Source organism: Mesorhizobium sp. WSM4850, from assembly GCF_055811735.1.
In genome coordinates this window covers 100,534-117,574 of record NZ_JBVVPV010000008.1, presented here as the reverse complement: position 1 = coordinate 117,574, position 17,041 = coordinate 100,534, and the positions used below count along the sequence as shown (strand labels likewise).

14 protein-coding genes are annotated in these 17,041 nt (G+C 60.6%); 7 read left to right on the top strand and 7 right to left on the bottom strand.

Annotation, left to right across the window (positions count from 1 at the left end; genetic code table 11):
- Positions 1–34 precede the first annotated feature (34 nt).
- Both AC0L2Z_RS11440 and galE read right to left on the bottom strand, forming a co-directional pair.
- Positions 35–1,285, bottom strand: a complete 1,251-nt coding sequence (locus AC0L2Z_RS11440; RefSeq protein WP_128169122.1) for a D-amino acid dehydrogenase — start codon at positions 1,283–1,285, stop codon at positions 35–37.
- A gap of 113 nt (positions 1,286–1,398) precedes the next feature.
- Positions 1,399–2,394, bottom strand: a complete 996-nt coding sequence (galE, locus tag AC0L2Z_RS11435) for a UDP-glucose 4-epimerase GalE (protein ID WP_128169123.1) — start codon at positions 2,392–2,394, stop codon at positions 1,399–1,401.
- A gap of 281 nt (positions 2,395–2,675) precedes the next feature.
- Here galE and hemA point away from each other — a divergent pair, with 281 nt between their 5' ends.
- A complete protein-coding gene (hemA, locus tag AC0L2Z_RS11430; RefSeq protein ID WP_077376755.1) occupies positions 2,676–3,953 on the top strand; it encodes a 5-aminolevulinate synthase in 1,278 nt (425 codons plus the stop codon).
- A 125-nt stretch (positions 3,954–4,078) separates the two neighbouring features.
- On the opposite strand, the gene AC0L2Z_RS11425 is transcribed toward hemA, so the two are convergent.
- Both AC0L2Z_RS11425 and mscL read right to left on the bottom strand, forming a co-directional pair.
- Positions 4,079–5,245, bottom strand: coding sequence for a pyridoxal phosphate-dependent aminotransferase (locus tag AC0L2Z_RS11425; protein WP_473523735.1), 1,167 nt, complete (start codon positions 5,243–5,245; stop codon positions 4,079–4,081).
- A gap of 112 nt (positions 5,246–5,357) precedes the next feature.
- Positions 5,358–5,780 carry a large conductance mechanosensitive channel protein MscL gene (gene mscL / locus AC0L2Z_RS11420; protein WP_023803298.1) on the bottom strand — a complete coding sequence of 141 codons (423 nt, stop codon included), beginning with the start codon at positions 5,778–5,780 and terminating at the stop codon, positions 5,358–5,360.
- A 247-nt stretch (positions 5,781–6,027) separates the two neighbouring features.
- On the opposite strand from mscL, the gene AC0L2Z_RS11415 reads away from it, so the two are divergent.
- Positions 6,028–9,516, top strand: coding sequence for a hybrid sensor histidine kinase/response regulator (locus AC0L2Z_RS11415; RefSeq protein WP_023803300.1), 3,489 nt, complete (start codon positions 6,028–6,030; stop codon positions 9,514–9,516).
- A gap of 10 nt (positions 9,517–9,526) precedes the next feature.
- Here AC0L2Z_RS11415 and AC0L2Z_RS11410 read toward each other — a convergent pair whose 3' ends face one another.
- A complete protein-coding gene (locus AC0L2Z_RS11410) occupies positions 9,527–10,186 on the bottom strand; it encodes a response regulator transcription factor (RefSeq protein WP_023803301.1) in 660 nt (219 codons plus the stop codon).
- Positions 10,187–10,311: 125 nt separating this feature from the next.
- Complete coding sequence (locus AC0L2Z_RS11405; protein ID WP_023803302.1) at positions 10,312–10,749, bottom strand: hypothetical protein; 438 nt, start codon at positions 10,747–10,749, stop codon at positions 10,312–10,314.
- Between the two features lie 172 nt (positions 10,750–10,921).
- Between AC0L2Z_RS11405 and AC0L2Z_RS11400 the strand changes: the two genes are divergently transcribed.
- From AC0L2Z_RS11400 to AC0L2Z_RS11390, 3 genes are read left to right on the top strand one after another with little or no spacing between them, the layout of a single operon-like run.
- Positions 10,922–11,272: a DUF952 domain-containing protein gene (locus AC0L2Z_RS11400; RefSeq protein ID WP_128178048.1), complete on the top strand. Its 351-nt coding sequence runs from the start codon at positions 10,922–10,924 to the stop codon at positions 11,270–11,272.
- Entirely contained in the window at positions 11,269–12,345 is a 1,077-nt protein-coding gene (locus AC0L2Z_RS11395) for a quinone-dependent dihydroorotate dehydrogenase (RefSeq protein WP_473628002.1), read from the top strand. The genes AC0L2Z_RS11400 and AC0L2Z_RS11395 overlap by 4 nt, the downstream gene beginning before the upstream one ends.
- A gap of 32 nt (positions 12,346–12,377) precedes the next feature.
- Positions 12,378–13,280 carry a histone deacetylase family protein gene (locus AC0L2Z_RS11390; protein WP_473628001.1) on the top strand — a complete coding sequence of 301 codons (903 nt, stop codon included), beginning with the start codon at positions 12,378–12,380 and terminating at the stop codon, positions 13,278–13,280.
- 30 nt (positions 13,281–13,310) lie between these two features.
- On the opposite strand, the gene AC0L2Z_RS11385 is transcribed toward AC0L2Z_RS11390, so the two are convergent.
- Positions 13,311–13,574 carry a DUF6460 domain-containing protein gene (locus tag AC0L2Z_RS11385; RefSeq protein ID WP_027155530.1) on the bottom strand — a complete coding sequence of 88 codons (264 nt, stop codon included), beginning with the start codon at positions 13,572–13,574 and terminating at the stop codon, positions 13,311–13,313.
- A gap of 270 nt (positions 13,575–13,844) precedes the next feature.
- Between AC0L2Z_RS11385 and AC0L2Z_RS11380 the strand changes: the two genes are divergently transcribed.
- Both AC0L2Z_RS11380 and AC0L2Z_RS11375 read left to right on the top strand, forming a co-directional pair.
- Entirely contained in the window at positions 13,845–14,690 is an 846-nt protein-coding gene (locus AC0L2Z_RS11380; protein WP_473628000.1) for a hypothetical protein, read from the top strand.
- The gene (locus AC0L2Z_RS11375) at positions 14,683–16,890 is read left to right on the top strand and encodes a hypothetical protein (RefSeq protein ID WP_473627999.1); all 2,208 of its coding nucleotides are present in this window, start codon (positions 14,683–14,685) and stop codon (positions 16,888–16,890) included. Before AC0L2Z_RS11380 ends, AC0L2Z_RS11375 begins: the two co-directional genes overlap by 8 nt.
- Positions 16,891–17,041 lie beyond the last annotated feature (151 nt).

The following is a 17,041-nucleotide window of genomic DNA, read 5'->3' as shown; positions in this document are numbered from 1 at the left end:
TCTTCCCGGTGCCGACACGACGATTAATTCTCCCTCAATTGACATAGACCAGCCCTTGCGGGTCGATCTCCGGCTTGCGGCCGGCGACCACATCGGCAAGGAATTTTCCCGAGCCGCAGGCCATGGTCCAGCCGACATGGCCGTGGCCGGTGTCGAGGTAGAGATTTCTGTAGCGCGCCCGGCCGATGACCGGCACCGAGTTCGGCATCATCGGCCGCAAGCCGGCCCAGAGCTCGGCCTTGTTCTCGTCGAAGGCGCCTGGGAAAAGCTCCTTGCCGGTCCTGAACATGGCGGCGAAATCGCTCGGCTTGTGGCTGCGATCGAAGCCGGTGAACTCGGCGGTCGAAGCAAGCCGCAGCCGGTTGCCGAGCCTGGAATAGCCGATAAGCTGATCCTCGTCGGCGCCGCCCATGGTCGGCCCTTTGCCCTCGTCCTCCAGCGGCACGGTCGCGGTGTAGCCCTTGACCGGATAGACAGGCAGGTCGATGCCGTAGCGGCGGCCGAGCAGGCCACTCTCCGGCCCCATCGAGATGACCACGGCGTCGGCTGTTATCGGGCCGGCCGAGGTCATCACCGCGCGCACCCGATCGCCTTCGATGTCGAGGCCTTCGACCGTCGTGCCGTAGAGGAACTGGACGCCGAGTTTCTCGGCGGCATAGGCAGCGAGGTTTCGGGTGAATTGGCTGGAGTCGCCGGTCTGGTCGATCGGCGAATAGACGCCGCCGGCTATTCTGTCCCTGGCCCCGGCAAGGCCGGGCTCGATCTCGACCAGCCGGTCGCGGCCGACGATCTCGATCGGCAGACCGTGCTCGGCGAGATAGCGGTAATTGTCGGTGCCGGTATCAAAACTCTGCTGCGAGCGGAAGAAATAGAGAATGCCCTTCTTGCGCTCGTCATAGTGAATGCCGGTGTCGGCCGAGATGGCGTTGATGCAGTCGCGCGAATAAAGCGCCAGGCGCAGCTTGATGTCGGTGTTGGCGCGCAGTCGCGCATGCGTGCATTGGCGCAGGAAGCGCAGACTCCAGGCGAAGAAATAAGGATCGAAGCGCAGCCTCACCTTGATGCCGAGATCGTGGTTGTAGAGCGCGCGCAAAAACGTCCTCAGCGCAGCGGGCGAGGCCCAGGCGGTGGCGTCGCCTGGCGACACCAGGCCCGCATTCGATTGGCTGGTGCCTCGCGCCGCCATCGGATGGCGTTCGATCACGGTCACCTCGTGGCCGTCGCTCGCCAGATAGTAGGCCGCCGCCGTGCCGACGACGCCAGCGCCAAGGACCAATATCTTCATGCCGCCCCCAAAGGATCAGACGCGGCCGAAACGCCTCCACGTTTCAGCCGCGCAGCTCCTTCAATAGCGCTTCCACGCTCGATCTACGAGCCCACGGAGGAAAAACCGGGACTTCAGCTCCGCGCCGAATTCTTGCCGGTCAGGATACGCTCCCAAGCCAGCGCGTCGGCGACGATCCGGTCGAGGTCATCGCGTTGCGGGGTCCAACCGAGCTCGCGGCGCGCCAGCTCCGAATTGGCGACCACCGCCGCCGCGTCGCCCGCACGGCGCTCGCCGATCCGCACGTCGAAATCATGGCCAAAGACGCGGCGCACGCTGTCGATAACTTCGAGCACCGAATAGCCGTGGCTGTAGCCGCAATTGGCGACGAGGCTTGGTCCCCCGGCGCGCAGCCGTTCCAGCGCCAGCCGATGCGCCGCCGCCAGATCGCTGACATGGATGTAGTCGCGCATGCAAGTGCCGTCGGGCGTCGGATAGTCGGTGCCGAACACCTCCATGAAGGGCCGCTTGCCGAGCGCCGTCTCGCAGGCGACCTTGATCAGATGCGTGGCGCCCGGCGTCGACTGGCCGGTGCGGCCCCTCGGATCGGCGCCGGCGACGTTGAAGTAGCGCAACGCCGTATAGCGCAAGCCGTGGGCGATTGCGGCGTCGCGCAGCATCCATTCGCTCATCAGCTTGGACAGGCCATAGGGCGATTCCGGTGCAAGGCGCGCATCCTCGCGCACCGGCTCCAGCCCGGCGCCGCCATAGACGGCGGCGGTCGAGGAAAAGATGAAATTGGGCACGCCTTCGCGCACCGCGGTCTCGATCAGCGTGCGCGTCTTGCAGGTGTTGTTCTCGTAATAGCCGAGCGGGTCGGCGACCGATTCGGGAACCACGATGGAGCCGGCAAAATGGATGATCGCATCGACATGATTGTCGCGGATGACCCCGCCGACCAGCTCCTTGTCGGCGACATCGCCGACGACAAGCTTTGCCTCCGGCGCCACCGCCCATTCGAAGCCGGTCGAAAGCCGGTCGAGGACGACAACGCTCTCGCCCGCGTCCAGCAGTTCCCAGACCATATGGCTGCCGATATAGCCAGCGCCGCCTGTCACCAAAACCGTCATCCGTGTCCTCGCTGCTCAAGATTAATCGGAAGCTGTCTCCACACCCGCCTTACTGGAAAGCCTGCCACTGGGCCATTAGTCCATTTCCATCAGTGCCTGCGGTAACCAGTCTCATCGGCGCATGGCATCGTCCTGAAACAAAATTGATCCACATCAAGGGAATAGGCCATGATCCGTGGCCGTTAGGAACAGGCTTGGGGCGTGGCATTTTGACCAAAAAGGCCAAGTAGACGGCGAATAGGGCAATGATTATGATCCCACGCAAAAATTGGGAAGCCGAAATGAACTATCAGCGGTTCTTCGAAGACGCGATCGACCAGCTCCACGCCGAGCGTCGCTATCGCATCTTCGCCGACCTCGAGCGCATCGTGGGGAACTTCCCACGCGCCATCTGGCGCGCCAACGGCCGCGCCCAGGAAATCACCGTCTGGTGCTCCAACGACTATCTCGGCATGGGCCAGCATCCCGACGTCATCGCCGCGATGCAGAACGCCGCCGGCAAGATGGGATCCGGCGCCGGTGGCACCCGCAACATCTCCGGCACCAGCAATCCGCTGGTCGAGCTCGAACTGGAACTGGCCGACCTGCACGACAAGGAAGCTGCGCTCGTCTTTACCTCCGGCTTCGTCTCCAACGAAGCTTCGATCTCGACCATTGCGCGGCTGCTGCCCAACTGCCTGATCGTCTCGGACGAGTTGAACCACGCCTCGATGATCGAGGGCGTGCGGCGTTCGGGCGCCGAGAAGAAGATCTTCCGCCACAACGACGTTGCGCATCTCGAAAGCCTGCTGCAGGCGGCGGGCCGCGAGCGCGCCAAGTTGATCGTCTTCGAGAGCGTCTATTCGATGGATGGCGATATCGCGCCGATCAAACAGATCGTCGAACTTGCCGAGCGCTACAACGCCATGACCTATATCGACGAGGTGCATGCCGTCGGCATGTACGGACCGCGCGGCGGCGGCATCACCGAGCGCGAAGGGCTGGCCGACCGTATCGACATCATCGAAGGCACGCTGGCCAAGGCGTTCGGCACGCTCGGCGGCTATATCACCGGCACAAGTGCGGTGATCGATGCCGTGCGCTCCTATGCGCCGGGCTTCATCTTCACCACGGCGCTGCCGCCGGCCATTGCCGCCGCGGCGACCACGTCGATCCGCCATCTCAAGCGCTCACAGGCCGAACGCGCCGCGCAGCAGCGCCAGGCGACGCGGACGAAGCAGGTTCTTACCGCCGCGGGCCTGCCGGTGATGGACTCCGCTACCCACATCGTGCCGCTGCTCGTCGGCGATCCCGAACTGTGCAAGATGGCCAGCGACCGCCTGCTCGGCGTCCACGGCATCTACATCCAGCCGATCAACTACCCGACCGTGCCGCGCGGCACCGAACGGCTGCGCATCACCCCGACGCCATTCCATTCGGATCAGCTGATCGCGGCGCTTCAGGACGCGCTGGTCGAGACCTGGGATGCCTTGGGCATCTCTTACGGTTCTGCGGGCCGGCCGGCGGTGAGGGAAAGCGACCGCGTCATTCCGCTGCTGGTGCCGAAGTCCGGCGGCTGAGCTTCCGCTACCTTCGTCTTCCTAGGGCGTAGCAAGGAGCGAAGCGACGCGGCGCAGACCCTAGGATTACGTTGGCCAAGGAGTGCAACGGTTCGCAGCTGTCCGGCTTGGCGCGGACCTCAACCTCACACACTTTTCATCCACTTCGCCAGCCGGTGCGCGGCCTCCTCGAGCTGGTCGAGGCGGCGGTGGAAGCATAGCCTGAGGAAGGCTTCGCCGCCGGGACCGAATGCGGTTCCGGGCGCCAGGCCGACATTGGCGCGGTCGACGATGTCGAAGGCGGCGGCGCGTGAATCGGTGATGCCGTCGACTGCGAAGAACAGATAGAACGCGCCCTGCGGCACGGTAAAGCGTGCCCTGCCGGTCGCAGCTAGGATGCCGCAGACCAGGTCACGCGCCGCCCTCGCCCGCTCCACCTGCTCGACGATGAAGGCGTCGCCTTCGTCGAGCGCGACGACGGCGCCGCGCTGCATGAACTGGGCAACGCCGGAGGTCGAATACTGGACCAGGTTCTCGAACACCTGCTGCAGGCAGGGATGGACCTTGATCCAGCCGACCCGCCAGCCGGTCATCGACCAGTTCTTGGAAAAACTGTTGACGAACAGGATGCGATCCTCGTCGGCCATGATGTCGATGAAGGACGGCGCGCGGCTGTCGCCGTAGTGGAACAGCGAATAGATCTCGTCGGCGATGATCCACAGCCCCCGTTCGCGGGCAAGGTCGAGGATCGCCTGCAGCGTCTGCCTGTCGGCGGTCCAACCGGTCGGGTTGGACGGTGTGTTGACGAACAGCGCCTTTGCCCTTGGCGTGATCGCCGCCTCGATCTTGCCGATGTCACAGGACCAGCCATTGCCGGACTGGTCGAGCGTGACCGCGACCGGGACGGCGCCCGCCACGCCGGCGGCTGCGGCGAAGTTCGGCCAGGCCGGCGACAGATAGACGACCTCGTCGCCATTGCCGGCGATAGCGTCGAGCGCCAGCTGGATGGCATGCATGCCAGAGCCGGTGACGATGAATTCTTGCTCGGCGAAGCTCTTGCCGAAATGCCTGATGTAATAGCGGGCGAGCGCCTGCCGCAGTTCGGGGATGCCTTTCTGCCAGGTATAAAAGGTTTCGCCGCCGGCCAGCGCCCGGGCAGCGGCATCGGTGATGAAGGCGGGCGTCGGCAGGTCGCCCTCGCCGGCCCAGAGCGGGATCATGCCGTCGCGGTCGCGGCCGCGGTTCATGACGGCGACAATGCCGCTTTCGGGCGCGGCCCGGGCCTCGGCGCGCAAATTCTCGATCAGGGTCATGGATGGATCCGTTTTTCGCCTTCCGGACAGCTAGCGTGTTTTGCGACAGGCGAAAATAGAAAACCCCGGCCGAAATCGACCGGGGTTTTGGTCCAGAGATCTTGCCCCTGCGCTATTTCCTGGCGAGGAGATCGCGAATTTCGGTGAGCAGCGCGACATCGGCCGGCGGAGCGGCAGCAGGCGCAACGGGCTTCTCACGCTCCAGCCGCCTGCGCAGATCGTTCACCGCTTTGATCATCAGGAAGATGATGAAGGCGAGGATGATGAAGTTCAGCGCCACGGTGATGAAACTGCCATAGGCGAAGACTGCGCCCTGCCTCTTGGCTTCCGCCAGCGATGTGGCGTTGACCGCTGAGGACAAGGGCAGGAAATAATTGTTGAAGTCGAGTCCGCCGAAAATCGCCCCGATTATCGGCATGATGATGTCGTTGACTAGGGAATCGACGATCTTGCCGAAGGCGGCGCCGATGATGACGCCGACGGCCAGGTCCATGACATTGCCCCTGGAAATGAATTCCTGGAATTCTTTCAGCATCCGACCCTCCTTGTCCTGACGGGCCAGGCCGCCTCCTCTGCCCGCTTCGTTCGGCCCCGCTTCGTTCCCCCCACTGGCACAATAGCAAAAACCTACGGTTGCAGCATCGGCAAAAGACCGGTTCCGGCCAAAATTTCCCGAAGCCGCAGCCATCCTGCGCCGAAAGCCGCGATGGACTTGATCGCCAAGCTGTGATTGCGTCTCAGCAGGCCGGATGCAAAAACCGGCAAAGGAGGATTTTTGGGCCGTGCAGGGCTGGTTCATCGTCATCATCGCGATCGCCTATGTGACGTTGCTGTTCGTCATCGCCAGCCTCGGCGACCAACGCTCGACGACATCCGGGCCTGACCGAGCCCGGCCCTTCATCTATGCGCTCAGCCTGGCGATCTACTGCACCTCCTGGACCTTCTTCGGTTCGGTCGGCCTTTCCTCCGAGCGCGGCCTCGAATTCCTCGGCATCTATATCGGCCCGGTGCTGGTGTTCGTGTTCGGCTTTCCGCTGCTTCGGCGCATCGTCAGGCTGGCCAAGACAGAGAAGATCACTTCGATCGCCGACTTCCTCGGCGCCCGCTACGGCAAGAGTTTTGCCGTGGCAGCGATCGCCACGCTGATCGCGACGATCGGCGCGGTGCCTTACATGGCACTGCAGTTGAAGGCGATTTCCGGCTCGGTCAGCCTGATGGTCGAGCATTATACCGGCTCGCCGCCTTCGTTCGATCCATTCGTCAGCGACATCTCGCTGGTCGTCGCCATGCTGCTTGCGCTATTTGCGGTGCTGTTCGGCACGCGCCACGCCGACGCCACCGAACACCAGGACGGGCTGGTGCTGGCGGTAGCGGTCGAAACTGTGGTCAAGCTCGCCGCCTTCCTGGCGATCGGCCTGATGGTGACCTTCCTGATCTTCGGCGGCCCGGGCGATATGGTCGACAAGCTCGCCGAGAATTCGCAAGTTCAGCAAGCGATGAGCTACAGCACCTCGCTCGCAACCTGGCTGGTGCTGACGTGTTTGAGCGGTTTCGCCATCATCATGCTGCCGCGCCAGTTCTATGTCACCATCGTCGAGAACCGCAGCGAGGCCGAACTGCGCACCGCGACATGGGTGTTTCCGCTCTATCTGGTGGCGATCAACCTTTTCGTGCTGCCGATCGCGCTCGCCGGCCTGGCGCTGGTCGGCACCAGGACCAGCAGCGACCTCTATGTCCTGTCGCTGCCGCTGCTCAGCGGTCACGATGTGTTGGCTATGGCGGCGTTCATCGGCGGCCTGTCGGCGGCGACCGCGATGGTGATCGTCGAAAGCGTCGCGCTGTCGATCATGATCTCCAACGACCTCGTCATTCCACTGTTTGTGCGTCGCCTGCTCAAGACCACGACATCCGAGAACGAGGACTGGTCAGCGCTCATCCTCAACGTGCGACGGGCGGCGATCTTCATCATGCTGTTCGTCGCCTTCCTCTATTATCGCGAGAGCACCAACAGCGCGCGGCTCTCCTCGATCGGCCTGATGTCGTTCGCCGCGATCGCGCAGTTCGCGCCGGCCTTGATCGGCGGGCTGATCTGGCGCGGCGCCAACGGCAGGGGGGCGGCGCTCGGCATGGTCGCCGGCATCGTCGTCTGGAGCTATACGCTGCTGCTTCCTTCGCTCGCCGCGTCCGATACCGGCATCGTCGTCCACGGCCTGTTCGGTTTCGAAGCGTTGCGGCCGCAAGCGCTGTTCGGCACCGTCGCCGAGCCGCTGAACCACGGTGTCCTGTGGAGCCTGTCGGTCAACACGCTGTTCTTCGTGCTAGGCTCGCTGTCGCGCGCGTCGGTGCCGCTGGAGCGCATCCAGGCGTCGATTTTCGTGCCGCGCGAGGCGAGCCCGATGCCGAGCCTGCGCCGCTTCCGCACCACCGTCACCGTCAACGACCTCAAGGACACCATCGCGCGCTATCTCGGCGTCGAACGCACTGAACGGTCGTTTCAGTCGTTCGAAAAGAGCAACGGCGCTTCGCTGCACGGCAACGAGCAGGCCAGCATGGACGTCATCCGTTTCTCCGAGCAGCTTCTGGCAAGTGCCGTCGGCTCCTCTTCGGCGCGGCTCATCCTGTCGCTGCTGCTGCGCCGCAATGATCGAGAGGCGAAGGACGCCTTTCGCCTGCTCGACGACGCCACCGAAGCGCTGCAGCACAACCGCGACCTGCTGCAGATCGCGCTCGACCAGATGGAACAGGGCATCACCGTCTTCGACAGGGATTTCCGGCTGATCTGCTGGAACCGCCAATATCGGGCGCTGTTCGACCTGCCCGACGAGATGGGCCAGGTCGGCGTCTCGCTCGACCGCATCCTGCGCCACCTTGCCGAGCGCGGCGACATTCCGGCCGACCAGCGGGTGGTGATGCTCAACCGCCTCACCAGCTTCGTCAGCCCTTGGCAGATGGAGCTGAAGACCAGCGGCCGCATCCTGGAATTGCGCTCCAACCCGATGCCGGATGGCGGCATCGTTGCCACCTATGCCGACATTTCCGGGCGCGTCGAGCAGGACCTGGCGCTGAAGCGCGCCAATGAAACGCTCGAACAGCGCGTCAAGAACCGCACCGTCGAACTGACCCGCGTCAACGAGGAGCTGGCACAGGCGCAGATGCTGGCGGAGGAGGCCAATCTCGGCAAGACCCGCTTCCTCGCTGCCGCCGGCCATGACATCCTGCAACCGCTGAACGCTGCTCGTCTCTATTGCTCGTCGCTGATCGAAAAGGCCGGCAAGGGACCTGCGGGCAAGGCCGCGATCAACATCGAATCCTCGCTGGAATCGGTCGAGACCATTCTCGGCGCAGTCCTCGACATTTCCCGTCTCGACGCCGGCGCGATGAAACCGGACGACACGGCCTTCAGCCTGGACGGACTGCTGCGCCAGATCGGCAACGACTTTCAGCCGCTTGCCGCCGAGAAGAAACTCAGCCTGACGATCATGCCATCGTCGCTCAGCGTGACGACTGACCGCAATCTGTTGCGCCGCCTGATCCAGAACCTCGTATCCAATGCCATCAAATACACCCGCCATGGCCGCATCCTGGTCGGCGTGCGGCGGCGCGGCGAACTGGCCGAGATACAGGTGATCGACACCGGCATCGGCATTGCCGCCGACAAGCTGAACACGGTCTTTCACGAATTCACCCGGCTCGATGAGGGCGCCCGCGAAGCCGAAGGCCTGGGGCTCGGCCTTTCGATCGTCGACCGCATCGCTCGCGTCTTGCGCCTCGAACTCCAGATATTTTCAAGCCCGAGCAAGGGCACACGCTTTTCCGTCGTCCTGCCGGTCGCGGCAGTGCAGGAGCCGCGGCGCGAGATCGAGGCCAAGGCGCCGGTCCGCACGGCTGCTTCGCTTGCCGGGCTCCGCGTGCTCTGCATCGACAACGACGCCCGCATCCTCGACGGCATGCGGCTGCTGCTCGAAGGCTGGGGCTGCAGCGTCGACACGTTTGCCGGCTCGGGGGACCTCGAGGGGGCCGGCATGCGTCGACCCGACATCGTGCTTGCCGACTATCATCTCGACGGCGAGACCGGCCTTGACGCGATCGCCAAACTGCGCGCTATCCATGGCCATGACATGCCGGCGGTGCTGGTCACCGCCGACCGCTCGAGCGAGGTGCGCGCCAGCGCCGGCAGGCTCGACGTGCCGGTGATCAACAAGCCGCTCAAACCAGCGGTGCTGCGCTCGATGATGGCGAGGGTCAGACCGCTGGCGTCGGCAGCCGAGTAAAGCCGGAGGGTCAGCCGGCCGCCGCCAGCGGGTCGCTGCCGATCTTGGACAGCAGGATCACCGCCTGGGTGCGGCTGTCGACGCCAAGCTTCTGCAGAATGGCCGAGACATGCGCCTTGATCGTCGCTTCGGAGACACCGAGCTCGTAGGCGATCTGCTTGTTGAGCAGACCTTCCGCCAGCATGCCGAGCACGCGCGTCTGCTGCGGCGTCAGCGTCTGCAGCCGCTTGATCAGATCGGATATCTCGGGATCGCGCTCGACGCCGAGATCGATGCCGGTGGGCGCAGCGATGTCGCCGGCAAGCACCGACTGCACAGCGCTGCGGATCTCCTCCATGCTGGCCGATTTGGAGATGAAACCCGAAGCGCCGAGGTCGAGCGCGCGCCGGATGGTCACCGGGTCGTCATGTGCCGACACCACCACCAGCGGCACCGTCGGATGGATGCCGCGCAGCGAGATCAGACCGGAAAGGCCGCTAGCGCCTGGCATCGACAGGTCGAGCAGCACCAGATCGACGTCCTCATTGGCCACGACCAGCGCCTTGGCGCTTTCGAAATCGCCGGCCTCGTGAATGCCGGCGACGTCGCCGATGCCGGCAAGCGCCTCTCTCAGCGCACCGCGAAAAAGCGGATGATCGTCAGCGATGACGAAAGTATAGCCTGACGGCACATGGCCCTCCCCGAATCCCATTGATGATTGTCTGCTTCTTGCGGGATCAGTCGAACGATTATGCGGCGATATCAGCCGTTTTCAAGCGGCAAGCCGGTGCGCCGGGCTTCCCCGGTGAACGGTGCTCAGGTTTTTTGCGAATTGGGCTTGAGGCCATCCTCGCCGCTGTCCTTTTCCATGTCCTTGACGATGCCCATGAAGCCGCGCAGGAAGCGCTCCATGTAGCTCATCGTCTTGTTGAAATCCTCCTCGCTGGGCAATGTCGACTCAAAGCGGGCGGCAAGCGAGTTCTCGAGCTTGACGACGCGCTGGTCGAGCGCCTTCACCGAACTTTGCAGCCGGTCGATCTCGTCCTGGAAGGCGGCGCGTTCATCGGCCGCCATCTTGCAGACGAGCTGGCCGGAACGCTCCTCGCAGATCGACATCGCACCGGTCTGCGTGTCCATGCGGACATAGCCGGTGGCCGACTTTTCCAACCGGTAGCGGTCGGCTTCCTCGGAAAAGGCTGATGCCGCGACGAGCGAGACGAGGGCTGCAGGGATCAAGACGTGCTGCGGACGCATATTGTTTGTCCTCCATAGGCCAGTAAGCGCAATCTTATCGCATGTTTGCGCCGGAAATGGGGAAGAACCCTGGCCTTTACCTTGACGCAGGTTCCGTCGGAAAACCGTGTGACACTTTTCCGGAACCTGCTTGCCTCTTCCCCGTACGATTGGTTCGGACTATAGCGCAACCATGTCTCAGCTTATCTACAAGATAGTGCCTGAACCGCTGTGGCGCGAGGCCGAAAGAAATCGTCGCTTCACCGGCGCGCCGATCGATGTCGCCGACGGCTTCATTCATTTTTCCACCGCCGGCCAGGCCAAGGAAACCGCGGCAAAACACTTTGCCGGCCAGACCGGGCTGCTGCTGGTCGCCGTCGATGACGCCAGACTGGGTGATGCGCTGAAATACGAGGTCTCGCGCGGTGGTGCGCTGTTCCCGCATCTTTACGGCCCTCTCGACCTCAACGCCGTCGTCTGGGTGCAACCATTGCCGCTCGGCACCGATGGCCTGCACCAATTCCCGACGCTGGAGGCCGAATGAGCGTGCTCGACCGGCTCGGCCAGAGGTTCCTGTTCGCATTCGATCCGGAAGCCGCCCACGGCCTGTCGATCGCGACGCTGAAATGCGGGCTGCCGATAGGCGGGAGACCCGTGCGCGACGACAGGCTGAAAGTCAGCGTCTGCGGCATCGATTTCCCCAATCCGCTCGGCATGGCCGCCGGCTACGACAAGAACGCCGAGGTTCCCGATGCGCTGCTTGGCCTCGGCTTCGGCTTTGCCGAGGTCGGCACGATCACGCCGCTGCCGCAGGCCGGCAACCCGAAGCCGCGCATTTTCCGGCTGACATCCGACGAAGCGGTGATCAACCGGCTGGGCTTCAACAACGAGGGTCACGCGGCCGCCGAACAACGGCTTGCCGCCCGCAAGGGCCGCGCCGGCATCGTCGGCGTCAATATCGGCGCCAACAAGGACAGCACAGACCGCGTCGGTGACTATGAACGCGGCGTTGCCAGGTTTGCGCCCTACGCCAACTATCTGACGGTCAACATCTCCTCGCCGAATACGCCGGGCCTGCGCAACATGCAGGCGCGTGAACAGCTTGGCGAGCTGCTGTCGCGCGTCATGGCCGCACGTGCGGCAGCGGCCGCGCAGCCGGCCATCTTTCTGAAGATCGCGCCGGACCTGGTCGAGGCCGAACTGGAGGATATCGCCGCCGAGGTCACCGAGAAAGCAATAGACGGCGTCATCGTCTCCAACACCACCATCGCGCGGCCGCGGCTGCGCAGCGCCGATCTTGCCGGCGAGACCGGCGGGCTTTCGGGAAAACCGCTATTCGAGCGCTCGACGATCGTGCTGGCAAAGATGCGCAAACTGCTTGGCCCGGACCCCGCCATCATCGGCGTCGGCGGCGTCGATTCCGCGGAGACGGCACTTGAAAAGATCCGCGCCGGCGCCGATCTCGTCCAACTCTACACCGGCATGATCTATGCCGGGCCGGCACTTCCGGGCCGCATTCTTGCCGGTATGGCCCGGTTCGCGGACATGCAAAGGCTCAAATCACTGCACGAGTTGCGCGATACCAGCCTCGATCAATGGGCATCCAAGCCGCTCTGACCCGAAGTCGCTCTAAAAAGCACCTGCCGCTCATGCCCCTGCAGATCGTTCATCATCCCGACTACGACGCCGGTTTTGCCGTCAATCATCGCTTCCCGATGAGCAAATACAAGCTGCTGATGGAAGCCTTGGGCGCGCGCGGACTGGCCGGCCACGCCGCGCTCAACATGCCCGAGCCGGCCCCGGCATCATGGCTGAAGCTTGCCCATGCCGCCGGCTATGTCGACCAGGTGCTGGGCTGCGAAGTGCCAGAAAAAATCGAGCGCGAGATCGGCTTTCCGGTAGGCCCGCGCGTCTCGCTCAGGGCGCAGCTCGCAACGGGTGGCACCGTGCTGGCAGCGCGGCTGGCGTTGCTGAACGGCATCGCCTGCAATACCGCCGGCGGCAGCCATCATGCGCGGCGCGCGCAAGGCGCCGGCTTCTGCACCTTCAACGATGTTGCGGTGGCTTCACTGGTGCTGCTTGCCGAAGCCGTCGCCGGCAATATCCTGATCGTCGATCTCGACGTGCATCAGGGTGACGGCACGGCCGACATTTTGGGCGCTGAACGGCGCGTTTTCACCTTTTCCATGCATGGCGATCGTAACTATCCGACGCGCAAGATCGCTTCCGACCTCGATATCGCCCTGCCCGACGGCATCGGCGATGCAGCCTATCTCGAAAGGTTGGGCGGCATGCTGCCGGAACTCACCGCCAGGGCGCGCTGGGACATCGTTTTCTACAATGCCGGGGTCGACGTTCATGCCGAGGACCGGCTCGGCAGGTTGTCGCTGTCGAACGACGGGCTGCGTGCGCGCGACGACATGGTGATCCGTCATTTCCGCGCGCTCGGCATCCCGGTCTGCGGCGTTATCGGCGGCGGCTATTCGACTGACGTGGCGGCTCTGGCCGCGCGCCACGCCCTCCTGTTCGAAACGGCCTCAGGCTTCGCCTGACGCACGCTGACCTTCGGTTCGGCGTCTGCTCTATTTCCGGTAGTTGGCGATCCTGAGCAGGATGAAGGCTGGAATGACGATCGCCGCACCGAGCAGGATGTAGCCGAGGAAACGGTCAATAGCGCGGAAGCCCAGGTTCCAGAGATCGACGAAGACATTGCGGATGCCGTAGAGCACATCCATCGGCGACCAGCCGAAAGCGTTCATGACAAGGCCGACGAGGAACGACAGCACCAGCAGCTTCAGGAGCACCCGGAGCGGCGTGTCGCCGAGAAAGCGCGTCAGTGCGGACAAGGCGTGTCTCCAGATTCGGTTGCCCCGATTCGGGCACAGCTCCAGAAATACGCACTTGCCGCGCTGGCATCAAGGCGGGGCTCTAATTCGGACAACTCTGGCGATTGCCCAATCCACGGCTTGCATGTTATCGAGGCAGTTGCGCGGAGTGCAATGTCAGCCTCAGCGCGTTAGCGGCGATTGGTAGAGGTGCGCCACCAATGCAGCCAACATCCCACAATGTTTGAAGCGATCGCCACAGTTTGTCGACCATCTACATCTCAGGACTAAATGGAAACGGTCGAGCACAATCCTTTGGAAACAGATACTTACGATATTCTTAAGGAGCGCAACGCTGAGGCCTACAAACTTTTTTTTGACATTGAAGTGTTACTTCGTGAAGTGATTCAAGATCGCCTTTTGAAGCTACATGGTCCAAAGTGGCTCCGCGTGGGTCTTCCTGGGGACATACAGGAAAAGGTCAAAAATGGCGTTTCACATGACAAGCGAACATCATGGAGCAATCAATTTCCGCATCCTCCGCTTTACTTTATTGACTTCCCCGACCTTAAGAAGCTTATCTTGAGCGGAACTAATTGGCCTTCTGCCTTTTCCGACATATTTTTCCACAAGTCTACGCCCGAGTCTGCATTGTCTGACATTGAAATCGTGAGGAATAAGGTCGCGCACAATCGTATAGCGTCAAAGCAGGACCTAACCGTCCTGCAGGCCGCTTGGACCAAGTTGATTGAAAGCCTGAACGCCTCAACCATCAATGACGCGAAAGCTACGGTTGCAGGTCGAGTATCTGTCAAGAGGGATGCTTATTTTCTGCACGCCGCCCTTGTTTCTGCCTGTCATTCTGTAAATATTGGCGAGAAAATTCACGAAATCCCCGCTTCTGCTTTCAAAATTGTCAACAACTGGTGGTTCGATGAGATATACCTCACCTATGACTTGTCGCCGATTATCCAGGCGATAGAGCTATGTGAACAATACATCATGATACCTTCAGGTCTTGGTCAGGCGGTGGTTAGGCGGCAATGGGCAGAGAATAATAATGCAGAATCGCTTTTTAATAACGCTTTGTCGCTATTCACCTTAATACTGAAAGAAATAGACATTCACTATGACTAAAGATATGCGAGAGCTACCAAATCCGTATGACTTCGCTAACCCAGTGAGTGAAGATCGGTTTTTCTTTGGCCGTACAGCAGAAAGTTCTGATCTTACCTACTACCTCAATCACGCGTTGGCGACCCGTAAACCCATCCATTTAGCTCTGGTTGGCGCCAGAGCCTCGGGAAAGACGAGTTTCCTAAATGTTGCCCAGAACGATGCGCGTAGACGTGGATTTTGCACAGTGCGCATAAATCTAAATGAGGGAGATGTTAAGACCGACCTCGATTTTTTTCGAAAATTACTTCACAGCGTTCTGATGGCTGCGTTCGATGCTGGAGCATATGGCGGAAAGCGTGGCGCAGCCTATTTTGCATATCTTGAATTGACAGCCACTTTTGTGGTGAAGGACTTAGAGAATTTGCCGTTCGTGTCTCCGATACAGATGGCCTTTGCGTTGAAATCCGGAAATAGGGAATTCTCTATTCCTGATGATATCATTTCAGACGACCTCCGCCTAATATATGAAAATATCGGAATGCCTATCTGCATACTTGTCGATGAGTGCAACGTTCTTCGAGAAAATCGAATAATCCTCGAGAAGTTGAGAAACGTATTTATGAATATGAACGGCTATATGCTCATACTTGCCGCGACCGAGGATTTCTTCCCTATGATGGATGAGGTATTCTCACCGATCATGCGTCAATTTAAGCGTATCGATATCGGCCCGTTCAAACTGGAAAGCGACGTGAAGGAATGCATCACCAACCCTTTGGCAAATGTTGGGATCAGCCGTCCCGAAATCCGGAAGTTGGTATCGAACATTTTTATCCGAGATATCGACGTACTGTCTGGTCGACGGCCTTATGAAATTCAATTGATCTGCCATACCCTTTTCCGCAGGTGTCAGGAAGGTGTCTCAAAACGCTTTAGCTTAGATCTTAAAACCATTGAGGCGATACAACGCGAAATCGCATCGGGCCAGAAGGTAGACGAAAGACCAATCATTCGCTCGGCTAAGCTAACTAAGCGAAAGACTTTTTCGGTGCTGAACTCGGTTTCGGGGAGCATCGAAAGACTAAGTCGACATGATTGGTGGCGTCTTGAATGGTTTTTGAATGGCAACAGCCAGTGGTCTGAGGCAAGTTTTTCTAATGCGATCGACGAACTGGTCGCTGCTGGCTTACTCACTGAGACTGGCGCCGGAGTTGAGTTTGCGGGTGACGCGTTTGATCGACTCTATATCAAATACATAGCGAGACAGAAAGGCGCTTATATAAACTCGACGGGGAGCCAATTTGAATATATACTGTTTCGCTATTTGATGGATGCCTTCTCCGAATTTGACCAGTTAGAACCACTTGGCGCTATTCAGGCACCCGATTACGTCGACATTTTATCTATGCTGATACCTTTTCTTGACGGCAGTAGACCGATCGAGCAGGGGGAGAGGCTTGAATTTGCCCCACTGGCGGAGGATTTTCTTTCTCGAGTTTTGGGGATGGAAGAAAGCAAGCATGTAGTCATCTTGGAGTTGTATTTTAATTCTGACCTGGGCGCTTGTCAGGGGTGGTTCGTCTGGGACGACCCGGATCATCAGGTTAGCCTTCGAAAGCTTGAGAAGAAAATAGCGGAGATGCAGAGTAGAGCTAACGATATTGGCTTTACGTTTGTATCTACAAAATATGCGTTCGTTGTTCCACCGCATGACTCTCTAGTGTCGAGAATCCATCTGCTCGGCAACGAGCAGTTGGCCACACGCTTGAGTGGCAGTCTAATGGCTGAATTGCCTACCGTCTATCTTGATGGCCGAAATATTGAAAAAGCAAGGCGCTTGGTAGAGATCGCTTTTGCAATCTCAGAAAGCCGGATGACACGTGATGCCAATAACGTAGGTTACTTATACATGGCGTGCGGGGATTATAGAGAAGCTAGACTATGGTTCCAGGCGGCTCAACAATACGCGATCGATGATGACAGGCAGTTGCTTGAATACAACATGGGAGTTCTCTCTGCAATGATCGGTGACTTCGCGGAGGCCCGAACTCATCTTTTGACGGCAAAGTCCGCAGAGGCATTTAACGAAGTCTCTGTCGTTTATCGCCTTTTTGTGGAAGATAACGCTCTAAAGAACGAAGAAGTTTACGATCCTAGCTCCATGTCAGACCTTATTGATCAAGCGATAGCGGCTGTTGATACGTTCAGTTTACATTAAGCCATGAGCTACAGACTTCGAATACAATACTAGATCTTTCGTCGAGAAGTCAGTGCGGACAAGGCGTGTCTCCAGATTCGGTTGCCCCGATTCGGGCACAGCTCCAGAAATACGCACTTGGCCGCCCGGCATCAAGGCGATCGCTCAGTTG